General features: G+C 70.8%; 21 protein-coding genes, 1 tRNA gene and 1 riboswitch. Of the genes, 14 read left to right on the plus strand and 8 right to left on the minus strand.

Features of this window, described 5'->3' with window-relative positions:
* Window positions 1–92 precede the first annotated feature (92 nt).
* On the plus strand, window positions 93–707 hold the full coding sequence (gene rdgB, locus OG447_RS12035; protein ID WP_266936473.1) for an RdgB/HAM1 family non-canonical purine NTP pyrophosphatase: 615 nt from the start codon (window positions 93–95) through the stop codon (window positions 705–707).
* 61 nt (window positions 708–768) lie between these two features.
* On the opposite strand, the gene OG447_RS12040 is transcribed toward rdgB, so the two are convergent.
* The 3 genes from OG447_RS12040 to bcp form a co-directional block, all read right to left on the minus strand.
* A tRNA-Leu gene (locus tag OG447_RS12040) sits at window positions 769–852 on the minus strand.
* A gap of 43 nt (window positions 853–895) precedes the next feature.
* Window positions 896–1,912 carry an HNH endonuclease gene (locus OG447_RS12045; RefSeq protein WP_266936474.1) on the minus strand — a complete coding sequence of 339 codons (1,017 nt, stop codon included), beginning with the start codon at window positions 1,910–1,912 and terminating at the stop codon, window positions 896–898.
* A gap of 149 nt (window positions 1,913–2,061) precedes the next feature.
* Window positions 2,062–2,529, minus strand: coding sequence for a thioredoxin-dependent thiol peroxidase (bcp, locus tag OG447_RS12050; RefSeq protein ID WP_266936475.1), 468 nt, complete (start codon window positions 2,527–2,529; stop codon window positions 2,062–2,064).
* A gap of 103 nt (window positions 2,530–2,632) precedes the next feature.
* Between bcp and OG447_RS12055 the strand changes: the two genes are divergently transcribed.
* The 3 genes from OG447_RS12055 (at window position 2,633) to OG447_RS12065 (ending at window position 3,840) form a co-directional block, all read left to right on the plus strand.
* Window positions 2,633–2,971, plus strand: coding sequence for a DUF3618 domain-containing protein (locus tag OG447_RS12055; protein WP_266936476.1), 339 nt, complete (start codon window positions 2,633–2,635; stop codon window positions 2,969–2,971).
* A gap of 46 nt (window positions 2,972–3,017) precedes the next feature.
* Window positions 3,018–3,359, plus strand: a complete 342-nt coding sequence (locus OG447_RS12060) for a co-chaperone GroES (RefSeq protein ID WP_030239046.1) — start codon at window positions 3,018–3,020, stop codon at window positions 3,357–3,359.
* Between the two features lie 58 nt (window positions 3,360–3,417).
* Window positions 3,418–3,488: riboswitch (guanidine-III (ykkC-III) riboswitch) on the plus strand.
* 31 nt (window positions 3,489–3,519) lie between these two features.
* On the plus strand, window positions 3,520–3,840 hold the full coding sequence (locus OG447_RS12065) for a multidrug efflux SMR transporter (RefSeq protein ID WP_266936477.1): 321 nt from the start codon (window positions 3,520–3,522) through the stop codon (window positions 3,838–3,840).
* Between the two features lie 35 nt (window positions 3,841–3,875).
* On the opposite strand, the gene OG447_RS12070 is transcribed toward OG447_RS12065, so the two are convergent.
* Complete coding sequence (locus tag OG447_RS12070) at window positions 3,876–6,260, minus strand: transglycosylase domain-containing protein (RefSeq protein ID WP_266936478.1); 2,385 nt, start codon at window positions 6,258–6,260, stop codon at window positions 3,876–3,878.
* 257 nt (window positions 6,261–6,517) lie between these two features.
* Between OG447_RS12070 and OG447_RS12075 the strand changes: the two genes are divergently transcribed.
* From OG447_RS12075 to OG447_RS12095, 5 genes are all read left to right on the plus strand, one after another.
* Entirely contained in the window at window positions 6,518–7,333 is an 816-nt protein-coding gene (locus OG447_RS12075) for an ABC-2 family transporter protein (RefSeq protein WP_266938848.1), read from the plus strand.
* Window positions 7,334–7,391: 58 nt separating this feature from the next.
* Complete coding sequence (locus tag OG447_RS12080; protein WP_266938849.1) at window positions 7,392–8,219, plus strand: ABC transporter permease; 828 nt, start codon at window positions 7,392–7,394, stop codon at window positions 8,217–8,219.
* Window positions 8,220–8,225: 6 nt separating this feature from the next.
* Window positions 8,226–9,194 carry an ATP-binding cassette domain-containing protein gene (locus OG447_RS12085; RefSeq protein ID WP_266936479.1) on the plus strand — a complete coding sequence of 323 codons (969 nt, stop codon included), beginning with the start codon at window positions 8,226–8,228 and terminating at the stop codon, window positions 9,192–9,194.
* Between the two features lie 143 nt (window positions 9,195–9,337).
* The gene (locus tag OG447_RS12090) at window positions 9,338–9,997 is read left to right on the plus strand and encodes a DUF1707 domain-containing protein (RefSeq protein ID WP_266936480.1); all 660 of its coding nucleotides are present in this window, start codon (window positions 9,338–9,340) and stop codon (window positions 9,995–9,997) included.
* 614 nt (window positions 9,998–10,611) lie between these two features.
* Window positions 10,612–12,018, plus strand: coding sequence for a DUF445 domain-containing protein (locus tag OG447_RS12095; RefSeq protein WP_266936481.1), 1,407 nt, complete (start codon window positions 10,612–10,614; stop codon window positions 12,016–12,018).
* 51 nt (window positions 12,019–12,069) lie between these two features.
* Here OG447_RS12095 and OG447_RS12100 read toward each other — a convergent pair whose 3' ends face one another.
* Window positions 12,070–12,369 (minus strand): hypothetical protein, encoded by a 300-nt coding sequence (locus OG447_RS12100; RefSeq protein ID WP_266936482.1) that lies wholly within the window; start codon window positions 12,367–12,369, stop codon window positions 12,070–12,072.
* Between the two features lie 46 nt (window positions 12,370–12,415).
* A complete protein-coding gene (locus tag OG447_RS12105) occupies window positions 12,416–12,592 on the minus strand; it encodes a hypothetical protein (RefSeq protein WP_266936483.1) in 177 nt (58 codons plus the stop codon).
* Between the two features lie 167 nt (window positions 12,593–12,759).
* Between OG447_RS12105 and OG447_RS12110 the strand changes: the two genes are divergently transcribed.
* Window positions 12,760–13,296, plus strand: coding sequence for a GNAT family N-acetyltransferase (locus OG447_RS12110; protein ID WP_266936484.1), 537 nt, complete (start codon window positions 12,760–12,762; stop codon window positions 13,294–13,296).
* Between the two features lie 223 nt (window positions 13,297–13,519).
* Window positions 13,520–14,587: a hypothetical protein gene (locus OG447_RS12115; protein WP_266936485.1), complete on the plus strand. Its 1,068-nt coding sequence runs from the start codon at window positions 13,520–13,522 to the stop codon at window positions 14,585–14,587.
* Here OG447_RS12115 and OG447_RS12120 read toward each other — a convergent pair.
* Together OG447_RS12120 and OG447_RS12125 are read right to left on the minus strand one after the other, a co-directional pair.
* On the minus strand, window positions 14,584–17,736 hold the full coding sequence (locus tag OG447_RS12120) for a DUF3427 domain-containing protein (protein WP_266936486.1): 3,153 nt from the start codon (window positions 17,734–17,736) through the stop codon (window positions 14,584–14,586). The genes OG447_RS12115 and OG447_RS12120 overlap by 4 nt on opposite strands.
* Window positions 17,737–17,864: 128 nt before the next feature.
* Window positions 17,865–18,866, minus strand: a complete 1,002-nt coding sequence (locus OG447_RS12125) for a M48 family metallopeptidase (RefSeq protein ID WP_266936487.1) — start codon at window positions 18,864–18,866, stop codon at window positions 17,865–17,867.
* A gap of 56 nt (window positions 18,867–18,922) precedes the next feature.
* Here OG447_RS12125 and OG447_RS12130 point away from each other — a divergent pair, with 56 nt between their 5' ends.
* The 3 genes from OG447_RS12130 (at window position 18,923) to OG447_RS12140 (ending at window position 21,068) form a co-directional block, all read left to right on the plus strand.
* Window positions 18,923–19,750 carry a class E sortase gene (locus tag OG447_RS12130; protein WP_266936488.1) on the plus strand — a complete coding sequence of 276 codons (828 nt, stop codon included), beginning with the start codon at window positions 18,923–18,925 and terminating at the stop codon, window positions 19,748–19,750.
* A gap of 41 nt (window positions 19,751–19,791) precedes the next feature.
* Window positions 19,792–20,127 (plus strand): DUF6412 domain-containing protein, encoded by a 336-nt coding sequence (locus tag OG447_RS12135; protein WP_266936489.1) that lies wholly within the window; start codon window positions 19,792–19,794, stop codon window positions 20,125–20,127.
* A gap of 101 nt (window positions 20,128–20,228) precedes the next feature.
* Window positions 20,229–21,068 (plus strand): YidC/Oxa1 family membrane protein insertase, encoded by an 840-nt coding sequence (locus OG447_RS12140; protein ID WP_266936490.1) that lies wholly within the window; start codon window positions 20,229–20,231, stop codon window positions 21,066–21,068.
* The last annotated feature ends 145 nt before the right edge of the window (window positions 21,069–21,213 follow it).

Here is a 21,213-nt window from a genome sequence, read left to right on the forward strand (position 1 = left end):
GCCGAGGGCCCGGGGCCGAGCACGCACGGCGACCGCGACGGCGGGCCCGCACCCCGGGCCGGGCCGGCGCGACGGCGCGGGATAATCGCGCCATGACCTCCACGCCCAGCCGCCTGATCCTGGCCACCCGCAACGCGGGCAAGGTCGCCGAGCTCCACGCCATCCTGTCCGACGCCGGCCTGCCGCACGAGCTGGTCGGCGCGGACGCGTACCCGGAGATCCCCGACGTCAAGGAAACCGGCGTCACCTTCGCCGAGAACGCCCTCCTCAAGGCCCACGCCCTGGCCCAGGCCACCGGCCTCCCGGCGGTCGCCGACGACTCCGGCCTGTGCGTGGACGTCCTGGGCGGCGCCCCCGGCATCTTCTCGGCCCGCTGGGCGGGCGCCCACGGCGACGACAAGGCCAACCTCGACCTGCTGCTGGCCCAGCTCGGCGACATCGCCGACGAGCACCGCACCGCCCACTTCTTCTGCGCGGCCGCCCTCGCCCTCCCCGACGGCACCGAACGCGTCGTCGAAGGACGCCTCCTGGGCACCCTGCGCCACACCCCGTCCGGCACGGGCGGCTTCGGCTACGACCCGATCCTCCAGCCGCTGGGCGAGTCCCGCACCTGCGCGGAGCTGACGGCGGCGGAGAAGAACGCCATCTCCCACCGCGGCCAGGCCTTCCGCGCCCTGATCCCGGTGGTCCGGGAACTGCTGGGCTGACGCCGCCCTGCATGCCGAAGGCCCCGTACGCGGTGATGCGTACGGGGCCCTCGGCATTTCGTGCGGTTGGGGGGACTCGAACCCCCACGGGTATTACCCCATTTGGACCTAAACCAAACGTGACTGCCAATTCCACCACAACCGCGACACATTACCCAATTCGGACATCGCGCCCGGTTGGGTCGGACTCAGTCTACGGGGCGGCCGGGGTGGGCAGCAGGTTTGGGGCGACGGTTCCGGCACCACGTGTCCGTCAGGGAGTGGCAATTGGGGCACAGGTAGCGGAGATTCTCTTGGCGATTGTCGAGCCAGTCGCCGCTGATGTGGTCGATCTGGAGCGTGATCGACTGCCCCAGCCATTCTCCGGTGTTCCCGCAGCCTCCGCAGGCGTACAGGATGCCGATCTCCTGTAGCGCGCGGTGCAGTCGGGCGCGATTGGTTCGGGGTGCTCCTTCGGGAAGCGTGACGAGGATGTCGGCCGCGACGGTCCTGGTGGACGCGGACTTGGTAGTTACCCACGTGCGTCGCTTGAAATGACCGACATCGAGTCCGAGCTGAGCGACGCGCCGCCGGATGCGGCGGTGATTCACGTCGTTGAGGGGAAGGTCGAGGGCGCGCATGAGATCGGCGTAGCTCATCGCTGCCGGGATTGCCGCGCGTAGAGCCTTCTCGGGGATGGCCAACCGGGAGTTGCGGAAGTGGGTGGTGTCGATGTTGCGCTCCCGCAGCATCTTCCCGAGCGCGGCGCGGGAACGGCCGTCGTCCGGTATGCCCAGGGTGCGGGCCGTGCTGCGGACGCTGTTGGCGGAGGCGGTCGCAAGGGCGAGTTCTTCCGTGGTGAACGGTAGTTCGACGCTGCTCCGTTGCATGCTGGGGAAGTGGCTGATGTCGATGCCCGCGGCCGTGATTCGGCGGACGATGTGGGACAGGGTGCCTGTGGCTGGGGGGATGCCGAGCATGACGGCCACCTCGCGCAAGGTGGTCGATGAGGCCGCAGCGGCAGCTATGGCCGCGTCCGGGTACTTGCGCCACGGACTGCGCTTCGCGAAGTGGCTGCTGTCGATCCCGTAGGCAGCGACTTTCTCTTGGAGGATGCGGCGCCGACCGCCGCTCTCCTTGAGGCCGAGTCGCCGCATCAGGTCGGCCCACCCCCTTGCTTCGGCGACGGCTGTGGCCAGCGTGTCGGGGTCGTACAGGTCGACCATGGTCCGTTCCCTCTCGTCTTCGGCCACGCATGCGGCTCTCGTACGGAGTAACGGGTCGATGGTCAGATGGTTACGGCCGGTTTCGTGCGATAAGCGGAGCGGCCCGCACCGGATGGGGTGCGGGCCGCTTCGGCGGAAGGGCGGGTGGGTCAGATGCCCAGGTCCTTGATGATCTTGGCTACGTGGCCGGTGGCCTTGACGTTGTAGAAGGCGTGCTCGACCTTGCCCTCCTCGTCCACGACCACCGTGGAGCGGATGACCCCGGTCACCGTCTTGCCGTAGAGCTTCTTCTCGCCGTACGCGCCGTAGGCCGTCAGCGTCTCCTTGTCGGGGTCGCCGACCAGGGTGACCTTCAGGTGCTCCTTCTCGCGGAACTTCGCGAGCTTCTCCGGCTTGTCGGGGGAGACGCCGATGACGTCGTAGCCGGCCGTGGCCAGCACGTCCAGGTTGTCCGTGAAGTCGCAGGCCTGCTTCGTGCAGCCAGGCGTCAGGGCGGCCGGGTAGAAGTAGACGATCACCTTTCGGCCCTTGTGGCCGGCGAGCGAGACCTCGTTGCCGTCCGCGTCGGGCAGGGTGAAGGCGGGGGCGGTGTCGCCCGGCTGAAGTCGGTCGCTCATCTCAACAGTCTCCTCGGGAGGGCATCGTTATCCCACGAGACTAAGCTGACAGCCTGTTCATGGGGCACTACGCCCTACAGACCACGACGACGGAGGCAGCGCGGTGCCGGAAGCCAGGACCCCCGCACAGGAAGCCAGGACCCCCGCACAGATCGAGGCGGACATCGTCCGCCGCCGTGAGCAGCTCGCCGAGACGCTCGACGAGATCGGCGTGCGCATGCACCCGAAGACGATCATGGGGGACGCGAAGGCCAGGGTTGCCTCGACGGTCGACCACACCGTCGGGCGTGCCTTCGTCGCGGTGAACCGTCTCGTGACGGACGTGAGGGACGGCCTGCGGCACGAGGACGGGGCTCCGCGGATCGAGCGGATCGTGCCCGTCGCGCTGGCCGCGGCGGGTGTGCTCGGGCTGCTGGTGATGTCGGCGCGCCGCAAGCGGTGACGACCCTGCGGCGTACGGGGCGTGCGGGGGCGGGTAGGTTCGGGGCGTGAGCGAGAACACCACCCACGACAAGCTGCCCATCCGCATGCTGCACGACCGCGTGCTCGTGAAGTCCGACCTGCCCGAGGGTGAGCGGCGCTCGGGCGGCGGCATCCTGATCCCGGCGACGGCCGCGGTGGGCAAACGGCTGGCCTGGGCCGAGGTGGTCGCGGTCGGGCAGAACGTACGGTCGGTCGAGCCCGGGGACCGGGTGCTGTACGACCCGGAGGACCGGGCCGAGGTCGAGGTGCGGGGCGCGACGTACGTGCTGATGCGCGAGCGGGACCTGCACGCCGTGGCCGCGGAGCGGCTGGAGGGGTCGAAGGATTCCACCGGGCTGTACCTCTGAACATGTGAGCTGATGCGGGTGAAAGGGCTGGTGGCCGAGGTCACCGGCCCTTTTCGCCGTCGTTTGCTACGGTGGTGGGGAACCCCCGACGAGACGCGCCGTACCGGGTTGACGACAAGACGACGCACCCCGTTCCGCTCTCGTTCCGGAGGTGCCTGTCATGGCCTGGGTTCTGCTTCTCATCGCTGGTGTGCTCGAAGTCGGCTGGTCGATCGGTATGAAGTTCACCGAGGGATTCACCCGTCTGTGGCCCAGTGTGTTCACGGGCGCCGGGATCGTCGCCAGCATGGTGCTGCTGTCCTACGCGGCCAAGACCCTGCCGATCGGTACGGCGTACGGGGTGTGGGTGGGCATCGGTGCGGCGGGTGCGGCGGTGGTCGGTATGGCGGTGCTGGGTGAGCCCGTCACCGCCGCCCGGATCTTCTTCATCTGTCTGCTGCTGGTCGCCGTGGTGGGGCTGAAGGCGACCTCCGGCCACTGACCGGCTGCGGCCCCGGCCGCTGACGGGCCCGACCCCTACTCCAGGAACGCCGACGGCGGGCGCAGGCCTTCCGTGGCGCCGCCCTGGTTGCCCTGGGTGGTGCCGCCGTCGGTCTGGCCGCCGTTCGTCTGGCCGCCGTTGTCCTGTCCTCCCTGGGTCTGGCCGCCGTTGTTCTGCCCGCCCTGGTTCTGGCCGCCTTGTGTCTGCCCCCCGTTGTCCCGACCCCCGTTGTCCTGCCCGCCGTTGTCCTGCCCGCCCGTCGGCGGAGTGGGCCGCACCGGCGGGCTCGGGCGTCCCGGGGGTGTCGGCGTGCGCTCGCCCGGTGTCTCCTCGGGGGAGTCGGAGGGGGACGTGGGCGGGGGCGGGAGCTGGGCCGCGCCCGGCTGGAGTTCGAGGTCGAAGTCGAGGGGGTCGCTGCCCTCCAGGGCGGCCTTCGTGTACCCGGCCCAGATCCGGGCCGGGTAGCCGCCACCGCCGATGCGGGACTCGCCCAGGGCGCCGTAGAGCGACTGGAGGGTTCCGGTGTCCGGGTCCTGGCCCATCATCGCGACGACGGTGACCAGGTCCGGTGTGTAGGCCGCGAACCAGGCGGAGCGGTCCAGTTCCCCGGTGCCGGTCTTGCCCGCGGCCGGGTGGCCGGCGGCGAGGGCTGCCGTACCGGTGCCGTTGTCGACGACGCTGACCAGCATGGAAGTGGTGGTGTCGGCGGCCTCGCGGCTGACGGCCTGGGTCGGTTCGCGGCCGGGCAGGCCGATCGTGTCGTCGCCCTTGGTGATCTTCTCGAGGAAGGTGTACGGGGTGCGGCGGCCGTGGTCGGCGAGGGTCGCGTAGGCCTGGGTCATGTCCAGGACGCTGGCTTGCATGGTGCCGAGGGCCATGGCCGGGCCGGCGTCGAAGTTCGGGGTGTTCTCCGGGATGCCGAGGGCGACGGCCGTCTGCTTGACCTTCGCGGTGCCGACGTCGACCGCCATCTGCGCGTACACGGCGTTGACGGAGAGGTCGGTGGCGGTGTTGACGGTGATGTTCCCGTAGGACACCTGGCCCTCGTTCTCGGGGGCGTAGCGGACCCGGCCGCCGACGACGGGGCGTTTGTTGTCGCCGTTGTACAGGGTGTTGGGGGTGATCCGTCGGCCGTCCTGGGTGCGGGAGCCGTTCTCGACGGCGGAGGCGAAGACGAACGGCTTGAAGGTGGAGGCGACCTGGTAGTCGTGGCGGGTCGCGTTGTTCACGTACTGCTTGGTGTAGTCGATGCCGCCGTACATGGCGACGACCTTGCCGGTGGCGGGGTCGATGGAGACGCCGCCGGCGCGGACCAGCCGGTCGGCCTTGCGTGCCCCGGGGTCGAGTTTGCCGAGGAGTTGTGCGTCGACGGCTTCGACGAAGTCGTTCTGGCGGCGCTTGTCGATGGTGGTGGTGATCCGGTAGCCGCCCTCGGCGAGGGTCTTGTCGTCGAGGATCTTGTGCGCGGTGATGTAGTCCTTGACCGCTTCCACGAGGTAGCCGCGCTGGCCCGACAGTCCGGCGGCGGGGCGGACCTTGCCGGGTTCGGGGAACTGCGTGGCCGTGCGTTCGGCCGCCGTCAGCCATTCCTTCTTGACCATGCCGTCGAGTACGTAGTTCCAGCGGGCGAGGGCGCGGGGGCGGGCCTGGGGGTGGGAGACGACGTCGAAGGCGCTGGGGGAGTTGAGGAGGGTGGCGAGGTAGGCGCCCTCGGCGGTGGTGAGTCTGCCGACGTCCTTGCCGTAGTAGGCCTGTGAGGCGGCCTGGATGCCGTAGGCGTTGCGGCCGAAGTAACTGGTGTTCAGGTAGCCCTCGAGGATGTAGGCCTTCGACTTCTCGCGACCGAGTTTGATCGCGATGAAGAACTCCTTGACCTTGCGGTTGATGGTCTGTTCCTGGCCCAGGTAGTAGTTCTTCACGTACTGCTGGGTGATGGTCGAGCCGGACTGGGTGCCCTTGCCCGTCGCGGTGTTCCAGGCGGCGCGGAGCATCGCCTTGGGATCCACCGCCCGTTCGGAGTAGAAGTCCCGGTCCTCGGCGGCCAGTACGGCCTCCTGGGCGGTCCGCGGGATCTGGGAGAGCGCGACGTTGACGCGGTTGACCTCTCCGTCGCGGGCGAGCGGGGAGCCGTCGGAGTAGAGGTAGACGTTCGACTGCGCGGTGGCGGCGGCGTTGGCCGGCGGGATCTCGACCAGCACGTAGCCGGCGACGAGGGCGCCGCCGATCAGCAGCGCGATCAGCAGCAGGCCGCCCAGGACCATGCGCCAGGTGGGGAAGAGGCGGCGCCAGCCGGTCCGCTTCCGGCGGGGCTTCCCGCCGGGCGCGGCGGCCGGCTGCGGGCGGGCCCGGGCCGGCGGCCGCTCACCGGGTGCGTCCGGGTCGCGAGGGGTCCAGCCCGGTGGGGGTGACTGGTCGCTCATCTCCAGGGCTCCTCGGCGCCGTGCGAAATATCCACTTCTGTACCTCATGTTGTCTACCCGATGACCGGTGATTCCGAGCCGGACGGGCGTAAATCGGTCGCGTGGATCGCCCCTCCGCACTAAGCTCGCGCGCTTTGGCCGAGGTGGGTACGACGTGGGAACGACCTGGGAAACGGAGGGGTGCGGTGGAACGCGGAGCGGCTCGCACGACGGGTCCCGGAACGGGCCTCGGAACGGCTCGCGGTCCGGGCCGGAGCATCACTGACGGAGCGCGTCTCTACCTGGCGGTCGCCGCGGGCGGATTCCGGCGCTACGCCACGTACGGAACGGCCACGCTGGCAGGGGTGTTCACCAACACCGTCTTCGGGTTCATCGTGGCCTACACGTACGTCGCGCTGTGGGACGAGCGGCCCGGACTCGGCGGCTACGACCAGGCGCAGGCCCTGACCTTCGTATGGGTGAGCCAGTCGCTGCTCGCCGCCGGGGCGTTCATCGGGGGCGGCTTCCAGGAGGAGATGCAGGAGCGCATCCGGACCGGGGACATCGCCGTCGACCTGTACCGGCCCGCGGACCTCCAGATGTGGTGGCTCGCCGCCGATCTGGGCCGGGCGGGCTTCCAGTTGCTGGGGCGCGGCGTCGTGCCGCTGCTGGCGGGGGCGCTGGCCTTCCCGCTGGCGCTGCCCGTCGATCCGGCGCGCTGGCTGCTGTTCCTGGTGTCCGTGGTGCTCGGACTCGTCATCAGTTTCGCCGTGCGCTACCTGTTGGGCCTGGCCGCCTTCTGGCTGATGGACGGGGCCGGGGTGAACCTGATGGCCACCGTCATCTCCATCTTCTTCTCCGGTGTGCTGCTGCCGCTGACCGTGTTCCCGGGCGCCTTCGGCGAGTTCGTCCGGCTCCTGCCCTGGGCGGCGATGCTCCAGGTCCCGATGGACGTGCTGCTGGGCAAGCACGCGGGGGCCGGGGGTGCGGCCAGGGCGCTGGGGTTCCAGCTGGCGTGGGCGTTCGTACTGCTGGGCGCGGGGCGGATGTTGCAGTCGGCGGCGACGAGGAAGGTCGTGGTGCAGGGTGGCTGAGGCAGTGGTGGAGCGGGACCCCGGGCGGGGTCCCGCGGTCGCGGAGGCGCCGGGCGTACTGGACGTGCCGCGGCGCAGCCGGACGCGGGAGGGGTTGCGCGGCTACGGGCTGATCGCGGCGATGTGGATCCGGTCGACGATGACGTACCGGACGTCGTTCTTCCTCTCGACCTTCGGGAACGCGGCGATCACCCTCCTCGACTTCGTCGCGATCTACATCATGTTCTCGCACGTGGACGTCCTCGGCGGGTTCACGCTGCCCGAGATCGCCCTGCTGTACGGGTCCTGTTCGGCCTCCCTGGGCCTGGCGGACCTGCTGATGGGCAACACCGACCGGATCGGCCAGCGGATCCGGGACGGCTCGCTCGACACCATGCTGGTGCGCCCGGTCCCGGTGCTCGCCCAGGTCGCGGCCGACCGGTTCGCGCTGCGCCGGCTGGGACGGATCGGGCAGGGGGTGGGGGTGCTGGCCTGGGCCGTCGTGGTGCTGGACGTGGAGTGGACGCCGGGGCGGATGCTGCTGGTGCCCGTGATGGTCGTGGCCGGGGCGGCGATCTTCGCGGCGGTGCTGGTGGCCGGTGCGGCCTTCCAGTTCGTGGCCGGGGACGCGGCGGAGGTGCAGAACGCCTTCACGTACGGCGGCTGCACGATGCTCCAGTACCCGCCGACGGTGTTCGGGAAGGACCTGCTGCGCGGGGTGACCTTCGTCGTACCGCTGGCCTTCGTCAACTGGCTGCCCGCCCTGTACATCCTGGGGCGGCCCGATCCGCTGGGGCTGCCCGGATGGGCCGCGTACGCGAGCCCGCTGGTCGCCTTCCTGGCCTTCCTGCCCGCGTCGCTGGCGTGGCGCGCGGGTGTCCGTTCGTACCGAAGCACGGGGAGCTGACCGTAGATGGCAGAAGCACTGATCGCACTGGAGCAGGTCGAGAAGGTCTTCGACGTACGGCGCCGGGTGGGCCTGATGCGCCGGGAGAAACGCCAGGTCAGGGCGGTGGACGGGATCAGCTTCGAGGTGGCGCGGGGCGAGATGGTCGGCTACATCGGGCCCAACGGCGCCGGGAAGTCGACCACGATCAAGATGCTCACCGGCATCCTCACCCCGAGCGGCGGCCGGCTGCGGGTCGCCGGCATCGACCCGGCGCGCGAGCGGATGCGCCTTGCGCACCGGATCGGGGTGGTGTTCGGGCAGCGCACCACGCTGTGGTGGGACCTGCCGCTGAAGGACTCCTACGGGCTGATGCGGCGGATGTACCGGATCCCGGCGGAGCGGTTCGCGCGGAACATGGAGCGCTGCGTGGACCGGCTGGACCTGGCCGAGCTGCTCGACGTACCGGTGCGTCAGCTGTCGCTCGGCCAGCGGATGCGCGGGGACATCGCGGCGGCGTTGCTGCACGATCCGGACGTGCTGTACCTGGACGAGCCGACGATCGGGCTCGACGTGGTGAGCAAGGCGAAGGTACGGGGCTTCCTGCGGCAGTTGAACGAGGAGCTCGGCACGACGGTGCTGCTGACCACGCACGACCTCCAGGACATCGAGCAGCTGTGCGAGCGGGTGATGGTGATCGACCACGGACGCCTGATGTACGACGGGCCGCTGGGCGGGCTGCACGCGGCGGGGTCGGTGGCGGAGAGCGAGCGGACGCTGGTGGTGGACCTGGAGCGGGAGCTTGCGCCGATCGAGGTGGCGGGGGCGCGGGTGGTGCGGGTGGAGGGTCCGCGGCAGTGGCTGGCCTTCCCGGCGGGGGCCTCGGCGGCGCCGCTGGTGGCGGCGGTGGCGGCGGACTACCCGCTGGTGGACCTGTCGGTGCGGGAGCCGGACATCGAGGACGTGATCGCGCGGATGTACGCGGGACGGGGCTGAGCGGCTTCCGCTGGACGGGGCCGCGGTTTCCGCTGCGCGGGGCCGCGGGGGAGGCCGTCTCAGGGGTGAGCCGGGGTCTTTGTCAGGGGCTGATCAGGGGCAAGTCATACAACTCCCCTTGATGACTGCATAGGCTGGTGCGCATGAGTGACGAGCGGCCGGAGAAGCCGTTGCCGGAGCTGAGGGCGTCGGACGCCGACCGGGACCGGGTGGTGGAGCGTCTGCGGGACGCCGTCGCCGAGGGCCGGCTCGACATGGAGGAATTCGAGGAGCGGCTGGACGCGGCGTACAAGTCCCGGACCTACGCGGAACTGGAACCGCTGACCCGGGACCTGCCGGCCGTGCCGGGGGCTGCCGCCGGCCCTGCGGGGCTGCCTGCGGCCGCGGCGGCCGGGGCGTCCTGGCCCGCCTCCCGGATCGGCGGGGCGGGGTCCTCGTCGACGGCCGTCGCCGTCATGTCGGGGTTCCAGCGCAAGGGGCGGTGGACGGTGCCCGCCCGTTTCAACGCGGTGGCGTTCTGGGGCGGCGGGGAGATCGATCTGCGCGAGGCGAACTTCGCGGAGCGGGAGGTCGTGATCACCTGTGTCGCCATAATGGGCGGCATCCAGATCACCGTGCCGCCGGGCGTCGAGGTCGACGTACGGGGCCTGGGCGTGATGGGTGCCTTCGACCAGGGCGACTCCCCGGGCCCCACCCTGCCGGGCGCTCCGCGGGTGGTGGTGACCGGCTTCGCCTTCTGGGGCGGCGTGGAGATCAAGGTCAAACCCCCGAAGCCGTTGCCGGGTTCCCCTAAGGAGCTCTAGCCGGTTCCCCTGCGGGGGGCTTGGCGGGGCTTGGCGTCTGCGGCGCCGTTGCACGGGGCTCTGCCCCGGACCCCGCGCCTCAATCGCCGGCGGGGCTGGGTTTGGCCTTGGCCCTGGCGGGGGCTTGGCGGGGTGTGGGTCGGTGCCGCTCCGGAGCGTCTCCTCGGCTCGCGCACTGAGCCCCGGCTACGACAGTCCGGCCCGGGTTGCGCGCTCGTCCTGCGGGGACTCTCCTGCGCGACCCCGCCCCACGCCCGGGCTCCGGAAGCGGAAGCCGTGGCGGAGGGGAGTGGGGACGCGCAGGGTTGTCCCCGCAGGACGAGCGCGCAACCCGGGCCGAGGACGTCAGGTCAGGCTCAGTGCGCGAGCCGAGGAGACAACCCGGAGCGGCCCCGCGGACCGACCCCACCGACCAGGCCACCTGCCCCCCAGAGGCGAAGCCAGGGCCAAATCCAGCCCCGCCGGCGTTTGAGGCGCGGGGTCTGGGGCGGAGCCCCAGGGGCCCGGCCGCAGCCGAACCCGACACCGCCGAGCCGCCCCCCGCAGGGGCCCCGGTGCACCCTCGCGGGAGCGACCTGGCGTGGCGGGAACTCCACGCGGCTCCCAGGAGTCGGATGCTATGGAGACAAACCCGGCGCCCCGGGGGAAGGCAGGAGCACGTGGACAACCGCACCACAGCCGGAGGCAGAGGCACCGCCCCACCGGCCCCGCCACCGGCACCAGCCCCGCCACCGCCACCGCCGCCACCCACCCGCGGAGCGTTCGTGTTCAGCGCTGCCGACGAGGAGCGCCGGCGCGGCGTCCGCCGGATGAAGGCCACCGCGACCGGCCTGCTGGTCCTGGTCGCCCTGGTCTACGTCCTGGCCAAGTGGGCACAACGCACCGGCTCCGGCGACTGGGCCGGTTACGTGGCCGCCGCCGCCGAAGCCGGCATGGTCGGTGCGCTCGCGGACTGGTTCGCCGTCACCGCCCTCTTCCGGCGGCCCCTCGGCCTGCCCATCCCGCACACCGCGATCATCCCGACCAAGAAGGACCAGCTCGGCATCTCCCTCGGCGAGTTCGTCGGCGAGAACTTCCTCTCCTCCGACGTCGTCAGGGTCCGCCTCCACGCCCTCGGCATCGGTGGCCGGCTCGGCGCCTGGCTGGCCGAGCCCGCGCACGCGGACCGGGTCACCGCCGAGCTGTCGACCGCGCTGCGCGGGGCGCTGACCGTACTGCGCGATTCCGACGTGCAGGCGATCGTGGGCGAGGCCGTCACCCGGCGTGCCGAGACCGCCGAGATCGCGCCCGCGATAGGCAAGACCCTGCAGCGGGTCGTCGCCGACGGCGGCCACCACCGGGCCGTGGACCTCGTATGCGCCAAGGCGCACGACTGGCTGGTGACGCACGGGGAGTCGGTGATGGACGCGGTCCAGGGCGGGGCGCCGGGCTGGACCCCGCGGTTCGTGGACCGCAAGATCGGCGACCGCGTGTACAAGGAGCTGCTCCGCTTCGTCACGGAGATGCGGGACATGCCGGAGCATCCGGCGCGCGGGGCGGTGGACCGTTTCCTGACGGACTTCGCGGCCGACCTCCAGTCGGACACCGAGACCCGGGCCCGGGTGGAACGGCTCAAGTCCGAGCTGCTCGCGCGGGGCGAGGTGCAGGACGTGATCGCCTCCGCCTGGACGGCCATCAGGTCGATGATCATCTCGGCGGCGGAGGACGAGCAGAGCGAGCTGCGCCTGCGGGTGCGCGCCTCGCTCATCTCGCTGGGCGCGCGCCTGGCCACCGACGGCCGTCTCCAGAACAAGGTGGAGGGCTGGATCGAGGGCGCGGTGGTGTACGTCGTCACCACGTACCGGACCGAGATCACCTCGCTGATCACGGACACGGTGGCCGGCTGGGACGCCGAGCACACGTCCCGGAAGATCGAGGCCCACATCGGCCGGGACCTGCAGTTCATCCGGATCAACGGCACGGTGGTCGGTGCCCTGGCGGGCCTGATGATCTATACGGTGTCCCGGGCGTTCGGGGTGTAGCCGGGGCGGCGGCCCCGGCACCCCGAGGCCGTGTCCGCTTTCCGGGCCGTCTCAGCCGCGGTCGGCCACGGCCCAGGACGTGGCGGCGACGACCCCCGCCGCCCCGATGACGGCCGGCCACGCGCCGACCTTCTTGGCCAGCGGGTGCGCGCCGGCGAACCCGGCGAGGTACAGCGTCCCGAGCCCGGCCGCCGCGGGCACCCCGCCCCGCCGGTGCCATTCGCGTCCGGCGGCGATCCCGGCGGCGCCGAGGACGACACCGCCCAGCGGCCGCTTCCCGGTCCACCGGGCGACGGCGTATCCGCCGAGCAGTCCGGCCGCCGCCACCACGGAACTGGGTACTCGCGCCATGTCTGAACTCCCTGGTTGTTCTCGTCCTGCGAACGGTCCTACGAGGCTAACGCGGACGCCTCGCCACCCGGCGGGCGCCCAGCGCTCCCAGCACGAGCACGGCCCCGCCGATCACGGCGTCCGGCACGGCGTCCTGCACGGTCCGCGGCAGCAACGCCACGACGCCCAGGACGAGAAGGAAGGCGAGCGCGCACCAGCCGGCCGCGCGAAGCAGTCTGTCCACGGCTGTTCAACGCGGCCGCCGGGATTCCCGACACGGAGGGCGGGGAGGGGATTTGTCGCACACTCTCCGGATCCGTGTGTTGTGTGCTCCTGGAACCCGAGGGGCATAAATTCAATCTCCCCACCCAAAGGGGAAAATCCCCACCCGACATCAGGAGCCAGGACATCGTGATCTGCTACGGACAGGCCGTCCTCGACCTCGCGGACGAACTGGTCGACGCCTACGCCGACGTCTTCTCCGCCCCGCCGTGGAACGAAGACGAAGAAACCATTCGTCAGTTCGCGGCCCGCCTCCAGACCGACTCCCGGCGCCGTGGGTTCCGTACCGCGCTGGCCCAGTCCGCGACCGGCATCGACGGCTTCGCCACGGGCTGGGTCACCCCGGCCGCATTCCCCAAGAACCGCGCGTACGCGCAGGTCGCGGCGCAGCTCGGCCCGGAACGCGTGCGGGAGCTCCTGACCGGCGCCCTGGAGATAGACGAGCTCGCCGTACGGCCCTACGCGCGCGGGCGCGGCACCGGCCGGGACCTGCTCACGGAGATCACCGCCGACGCCCCGGACCGTCGGGCCTGGCTGCTGACCTCCCGGCTGGCCACCGACACCGTGGCCACCTACCGCCGCCTGGGCTGGCACGAGGTCCCGGCCCGCCCCGGCACCGAGACCGGCGTGATCGTCTTCCTCTCCCCGGACCACCCCAACCGCTAGGCCCCGTCCGGGCGACCTCCGCGCCCCACACCATCCGGCCCGGCGCGGCCCCGCCCGTCCTCGTCGGTCGGTCGGTGGCCGATGCTCCGCATCGACCGCCTCCTCCGCCATGCAATCGCACGCACGCAGGCACGCATGCACATACGCACGCACCCGTCCCCGCCGAGGCCGCCCTCCGGGCGCCCGACGGTAGGGCCGCCCCGCGGCGGGGCATACCCGCCGCATGATCACCCCACAGCAGAAGCAGCAGCACCACCGACAGCACCAACAGCACCAGCAGCCGCAGACCAAGGTGGCCCGCCGGCAGCTCAACCTGGCCACCCGCCACCAGCTCGTCACCTCCGGCGTCCCCGACGGCACGATCACCTCCCGTACCCGCCCCGGCGGCCCCTGGCAGCGCTTACTGCCCCGGGTCTACCTCCTGCAGACCGGGCCCCCGGACCACCGCCAACGCGCCCTCGCCGCCGTCCTGTACGCCGCCGAACCCGCCTCCGACCCCCTGTCCGGTGATACGGCCGCCCTCACCGGCGGCGCCGCCCTCGCCCTCCTCGGCGTCCGCGAGGCCCCGGACACCCCGGCCGACGTCCTGGTCCGCGCCCCGCGCCGGCTCACCGGCACCGCGGAGGTCCGCCCGCTCCCCACTACCCGCTGGCCCCGCACCATCACGGTCTCCGGCATCCCGAGCACCCGCCCGGTCCGCGCGGCGGCCGACTTCGCCGCCCGCACCGAACAGCCCGACCGGATCCGCTCGGTCCTCGCCCACGTCGTCCAGGCCGGCTGGTGCCACCCGCACGACCTGCACGCCGAACTCCGCGCCTCCCGCCTCCTGGCCCGTCCCGCGATCCGCGCGGCAGCGGCGGAACTCATCGCCGGCACCCGCTCCCTCGCCGAGGCCCGCGCCCGCGACACCCTGGCGGCGAGCGACCTCCCGACCCCGCTGTGGAACGCCCGCCTCTACACCCCGGACGGCACCTTCCTGGCCACCCCGGACGCCTACTGGCCCGACGAGGGCGTCGCCCTGGAGATCGACTCGGCGGAGTACCACTACACACGCGACTCCTGGCACGCCACCCTCCGCCGCCGCCTGCGCCTGGAGTCCCACGGCATCCTGGTCGTCAGCGCAACCCCGTCGATGATCCGCGACACCCCGACAGAGGTCCTCTCAGCCCTCCACACCCTCCTCGCCCTGACCCACTCCCGCCCCACCCCACCCACAGCCACGGCCCGCGGCCACCAACAACTCACCCTCTTCACGGAGGTGGTCCGACGGCCGCGGCTCGGGACCGCCTAGCTGGCGATGGCGGAGTACGAGGCGACGTCCGCGGGGATCTCGTGGTGCAGCCTCCATTCGATCCCCATCGGCTTGTTGCCCTCGTGGCAGACGTATTCGGCGGGCCCCAGCAGCATCCAGGCCTGGGGGCCGCCGATGTCGGTCTTCTTGAAGCGGCGTACGAAGAGGAGGACATGCGACCCCTTCTCCGTGTGGGTCTGGTAGCGCATGCCCGTGGGTGAGCCCTCAGACGTGGTGTTCTGCGACTCCCAATGGAACTGGAACTCGCCCATTGCGTAGTCCTTGTACTGGGTCTGAGGCGAGAAGTCCTTCACGTCCTTCTCCAGGGTGATGAAGAGGGCATCCGTCTGGATTCCCTCGCACCACTTCACTCCCTCGCGGAAGTGCCCAGGGAGGAATCCGCCGAGAGCCGCCTGACCCAAGGCGGGAAGGATCTCTTCGCGGCTGTACGAGGCGTGCACCGCCAGCGGCAGTGTCGCGTGGTCGCCGGTCAAGGGGAGGGGGACGTGCTCGGCCTGGTCCAAGTCGTGGGCGAGGACCTGCCGGAGCTCGTTGCGGAAGGCGTGCTGCGGCTGGAGGGAGGAGAAGGCCTCCTGGTAGTCGGAGAATTCACCTCCGAGCGGCCAGAGGGAGAAGAAGAACATGCGGGCGTATGCCTGCCCTCGCTCGTCGAGCTGGTCATACGCCGGCGCGTCGTCGTCGAGCAGTGCGGTGTAGGCGCGTATCCGATCCGGATCGTCCACGTGCAGGAAGGCCGAGACGCGCTTGAGGAGTGCTTCTTCTCCCGCCGGTACGGGACCGGTGAGAAGTTTCGCTCGGCGCAGCAGCCCGGTCCAGGAGTTGCCGTTCCCTCGGTACACCTCGTTGATCCGGCGACCGCTTTCCTGGAGGTACGCGGCCAGCTTCGTTTCGCCGTAGGCCGCTACTTCCCGGGTGAGCTGGGTGACGTTGACGTTGATCTGACCTCGGATGTTCTCGATGATCAGATCCTTGGCCTTGCTCTCCAGGATGATCTGGCAGCCGGAGGGGAGCTGCGGAAAGTCGTTCTCGATGGTGGCCAGCAGGCGGTTGCGCGTGAGGTTGGTCAGTGCGCGGAACTGCTCCTCGAACCGGAACTCCTTGCGGTGCTGGCCGATGAAGTCAAGGACGGTCAGGACGGGCTTGTTCTCACTGCGGCGCAGGCCGCGGCCAAGCTGCTGGAGGAACACGGTGGCGCTGGAGGTCGGTCGTAGAAGGAGCAGGGTGTCCACGTCAGGGACGTCGAGGCCCTCGTTGAACAGGTCCACGGAGAAGATCACATTGAGTTTCCCGAGCTTGAGCGCTTCGAGAGCTGCCTTGCGCTCCTCGCGGGGTGTCTCACCGGACAGGGCCACGGCGTGGAAGCCTGCCTGGTTGAAGAAGTCGGCCATGAAGTGCGCGTGCGATACGGATACGCAGAAGCCGAGGGCGCGCATCGTCTCCGGGGTGCTGAGCTTCTCCTGGAGGGCGCGGATGACGAGCCGGGCTCGTGCGGCGTTACCGGTGAACAAGGTGCTGAGGGCGTGGGAGTCGTAGGATCCCCGCTTCCACGCGACGGCACTCATGTCGGTGCTGTCGGTTATGCCGAAGTAGTGGAAGGGGCAGAGCAGGTCGTTCTCCAGGGCCTCCCAAAGGCGCATTTCGGCGGCGATGCGTCCCTCGAAGAACTCGTCCTGGATGTTCCGGCCGTCCATGCGCTCGGGTGTGGCCGTCAGCCCCAGGAGTTCCTTGGGGGAGAAGTGGTCGAGCACTCGGCGATAGGTGGGGGAGGTGCCGTGGTGGAACTCGTCGATGACGATGACGTCGAAGTGTTCCGGGGAGAGACGGTCCAGGGTGCGAGCGTTCAACGACTGGACGCTCGCGAAGACGGTCTCCCACGCCTTCGGCGTTTTGCCGTCACACAGCAGCTCACCGAAGTTGGCGTCGACGAGGACGTCCTGGTAGGTGCGCAGGGACTGCTCGAGGATCTCCTTGCGGTGGGCGATGAACAGCAGACGCAGCTTGCGGCCCAGCTTTGTTTGGAGCTGCTTGAAGTCGAGTGCCGCCATGACGGTCTTTCCCGTGCCTGTTGCCGCGACCAGCAAGTTCGCGTGTCGGTCGTGCACCGTGCGTTCGACCTCTAGGCGCTCCAGCATGTCGCGCTGGTGCGGGAAGGGGCGGACCTCCAGGCCGGACAGGCTGATGACTTGGGCGGCATCGCGGTCCTTGCTCGAACTGCCGGCGATCTGGAGGGCGTTGTCGAGGCGTTCGGCGTCGCGGTCCGGGTCGTAGGACTCGAAGGCCCGCTCGCTCCAGTAGGCGTCAAAGGTGGCTTCGAACTTCCGCAGCACGTCCGGGGTCGCGACCCCGGAGAGCCGGACGTTCCACTCCAATCCATCGAGGAGCGCGGCCTTGGAGAGGTTGGAACTGCCGACGTAGGCCGTGTCGAAGCGGGAGTGGCGGCGGAAGAGCCATGCCTTGGCGTGGAGCCGCGTGGACCGCAACTCGTAGTTGATCTTCACCTCGGCGTTGAACTCGCGTACGAGGCGGTCCAGTGCCTGACGCTCGGTGGCACCGATGTACGTCGTGGTGATGACGCGGATCGGGACGCCCCGGGCGGCGGCTGCCTTGAGCGGTTGTTCCAGTACGCGTAGCCCGGTCCACTTCACGAAGGCGCAGAGCAGGTCGATGCGGTCCGCGGTGGCCAGTTCGGCCCGGAGCTCGGAGCCAAGGCTCGGGTCCTCGGGGGAATTGGTGATGAGCGCGGTTTCCGACAGCGGAGTCGAGGGGCGAACGGAGTAGTCCTCGGACGCGGCACCACCAGCGACGGCGAGCAACTGGCGCGGGCCTTCGACGAGGGGTCCCGCCCATTCCTCGGACTCCTTCGGGCCTTCGAAGGAGCTCAGGGAGTGGAGGATCTCGTTCGCAGCACGTACCTGGTCGTCGGGCGTCAGCCTCTTCAGGACCTCGCCGATCGCGCGCGCCACGTGTCGGGTCAGCACGTGCTGGGACGACTCGCCGCTGACCTGGTCGGCTATGACGACGCTCCCTGCGGCGATCAGTTCCTTGAGCTGCTCCTCCAGCGCACTGGTGATCAGGGTTTCGTGCAGTCCGGTGACTGGCTTCGAGGTGCTCGGGCGGGGGCCAGACATCACGGAATCTCCTCAGGTGTTGATCATCGCTGCCTCCTTGTATCAAGGCCGACCGACAGCAGCGGGCGAAATATGGCGCAGCAACCCCTGAGGAGAGTTCATCTCGGTCAGATAATGACCGGATTTGTTCAGTCGTTGGTGCCGTGGCACTCCGCGTACGGCTTGCCTGAGGTGCACCAGCAGGGGGTAGTGGGGGTGGGGGGCCAGGGGGTGGCTTTGCCGCGGGCGGCCAGGGTGGTGGCGTATTCGGCCAGGAGGGACGGGGAAGCCGGGGAGGTCTTTTCCGAGGCGGCGAAGGCCTCGTAGGAGGGGACGCTCGCGGTGACGATGCCGAGGTTGGTCGTGCCCGAGGCGGCGAGGGCGCGCAGGGAGGACTCCACGGCCAGCAGGTGGGCCTCGTGCGTGGGGTACTCGGCGGCGAGGGTGGGGTAGCTGGTGAGGAGTTCCGCCAGCTCGCGCGCGGGCCAGTGCAGGATCGCCACCGGGAAGGGGCGGGAGAGGGCGGCGCGGCGGTCGCCGAGTTCGGCGCGCAGGCGGGCGATCTCGGCGCGGAGTTCGGCCGGGTCGTCGGAGCCCAGGGCCCAGATCCGCTTCGGGTCGTGGAGTTCGTCGAGGGGGATCGGGCCGATGTGGCGGGTGTCCGCGACCATGTCCCAGTCGTCGTGCGGGCGCCCGAGGAGGCGGCGGACCCGGTGGCGGCCCGTGAGCAGGGCCGTGGTGGCCGGGGTGAGGGGGGCGTCCTCCGTGATGAGGAGGGTCGCAGCCTCGGTGAAGCACTCGTGCGAGGCTTCCAACTCGTCGTGGGCCTCCAGGGCTTCCGCGATGACCTCCCAGGGCGCGGGGTCCTTGGGGGCCGCGGCGCGGATGCCCGAGATCAGGGCGCGGGCCTCGGGCTCGTGGCCGTACTCCCAGAGGTTCGCCGCCTGCAGGGCCTTGATCAGGTGCGGGTCGGCCGGGGAGGAGGAGAGGAGTTGGTCGTACAGCGTGCTCGCCCGATCGCGTGCGTCGGCCAACTCGAGGTGGGCCGCGGCCTGGAGGAGCAAGGGCTCCTGGTCCTCGGGGTAGCGGGTCGCCGTGCGGATGAGGCGCTCGGCTTCGGCGATGTGCTCGGCAGGCGTGTCGGGGCGCATGGTTCACACCGTACTGCTGCTGGTCAGTTGAAGGGGGAAGTCTTAGGGTGCGGGCCGTGCGGGATCGCGTGCGTGTGGTGGTGCAGGGGGGAGGCCGGCGGGTCCGTCGGGCCGCCGGTGTCGCACGGCTGCTGTGGGTGTGCGCCGAAGTGACCACCACGCTGGGCGTGGTGGTGGCGCTGCTGGTCGTCCATCAGGTGTGGTGGACCAACCGGCAGGCCTTCGCCGCCGCGCAGGAGCAGGTGCAGGCCCTGGAGCGGGAATGGGAGGTTCCCTCTCCGTCTTCCGGTCCTTCCTCCGCTCCGTCTGCCTCTCCTTCTGGTTTTCCTTCGTCGGCCGTGCCGTCCGACTCCAGTGGATCGGTGGGCTCCGGGCCGGCTCCGGCGCCCGTGGGGACCACGGGCCCGCGGCCGCCTGTTCGCCCCGCCGCGCCGCCGGCGGGCACGGAGAAGGCGTACGCGGTGCTGCGCATCCCGCGGCTGGGGATCGCCGTGCCCGTCGCGCAGGGGATCGACAAGCGGACCGTCCTCGACAAGGGGTACGCCGGCCAGTACCCCGGGACGGCGCAGCCCGGGGCGGAGGGGAACTTCGCGCTGGCCGGGCACCGCAACACCCACGGCGAGCCGTTCCGCTACATCAACCGCCTGCGTGCCGGGGACGAGCTGATCGTCGATGTGCGGGGGCGCCGCTACGTCTACGTGGTGGGCCAGATCCTGGGCGAGACCAGCGAGCGGGACACCGGGGTGATCGCGCCCGTGCCGCGGAGCGTGGTGAAGCCGGACCACGGGTACAGCGAGCCCGGCTCCTACATCACGCTCACCACGTGCACGCCCGAGTACACCTCCAAGTACCGGCTGGTGGTCTGGGGGACCCTCAAGTCCTGACGCCCTGCCCGTTGTCGGTGGGCCGGGTTACCATTCGAGGCATGGCCCAGCTGACCTCTCTCGTGTCCACCCGCGCCGCGCGGGTGCGAGCGCTGGCCATGCTGCTGTCGCTGGTGCTGCTCGGGGGAGTCCTCGCGCTGTTCGCCGGGGAGAGCGGGCTGGGTGCCGTCGTGATCGCCCTCGCGGCCACCGTCGCCGTGGGCGCCGAGGCGCTGGCCGCCGCGGCACGTCTCGTACGACCCGTGCCGCCGCACCGCATACGCACCGCGATCCGCGATCGTGAGCAGCGCACGGCGTTCCTGCCGCAGCGCGATCCTGATGCCTCGGGCCGGTCGCGGCCCAGGGCGCCCGGCCGTCTCGTCCTGACGGCCGCGTAGGGGCGCCTACTTCTTCTGCCTTTCCTGTTGTCGCCCCTCGCGGGTCGTCACGCCGAAATTGCGTTCTTTCGACGTTCGACGAGACCCTTCGGAGGGCCCGCGTGTCCGTTTTCACCCACCTTGTTGTCGAGTTGGGCCGGCTGCTGGAGCCGGTACTGGCCGAGTCCGCGACCGCTGCCGCGATCGTGCTGTTCACCGTGCTCGTACGGCTCGCCCTGCATCCGCTGAGCCGTGCGGCCTTCCGGGGGGCGACCCCGGCGGCCGGGCTCCTGCCGATGCTGTTGCAGCTGCCGGTGTTCTTCGTGATGTACCAGGCGTTCTCCTCCTCCGGCGAACTGCTCGGGGAGCGGCTGTTCGCCGCGCCGCTGGGGGCCCGGTGGACCGAGGCGCTGGGGGAGGGGGGCCTCCTCGGCGGGCAGGGGCTGGTGTTCCTCGGGCTGTTCGCGGCCATCGCGGCGGTCGCCGCCTGGAGTGCGGTACGGGGGCGGCGTACGGCCAAGGCCGCCGCGGCGGCTGCCACTGCCGGGGCTGCCGCCGGGACCAGGGCCGGGACCGGGACTGGGACTGGGACCGGGTCGGCCAAGGCCAAGGCCGGGGCCCAAGCCGGGGGCAAGGCCGCGTCGGCGGCGCGGGCCAAGGCCGGGGTCCAGGCGGGGTCCGGGTCCGGGGTGAAGGCCGGGTCCGCGGCCAAGGGCCGGGCCGGTGCGGCGGCCGAGCTGAGTGCCGAGCAGCAGGAGGTCATGCGCAAGCTGGGCGGCGTACTGCCGCTGCTCTCGTTCGGGACGCTGATCACGGCCGCCGTGGTGCCGCTGGCCGCCGGGCTGTACCTGCTCACCACCACCGCCTGGTCGGTGGCGGAGCAGGCCTGGCTCCGGTACCGCAAGGAGCGGACGGAGCGGATGGCCCAGACGGAGCGGACGGAGCCGGTGGAGCGGGCGTAGCGGGAAGAGCGGGCGTAGCGGGAAGAGCGGGACGCGGACGGAGGGGCGCGTTCCAGCCTGTGAACAGGGTCTTGCGGATTGGGTGGACATCTTGGAGGATCGACCAATCCTCCGATGGCCGCAACCCATCGGCCGGCCCTGGGCA

Source organism: Streptomyces sp. NBC_01408, assembly GCF_026340255.1.
Classification (GTDB): Bacteria; Actinomycetota; Actinomycetes; order Streptomycetales; family Streptomycetaceae; genus Streptomyces.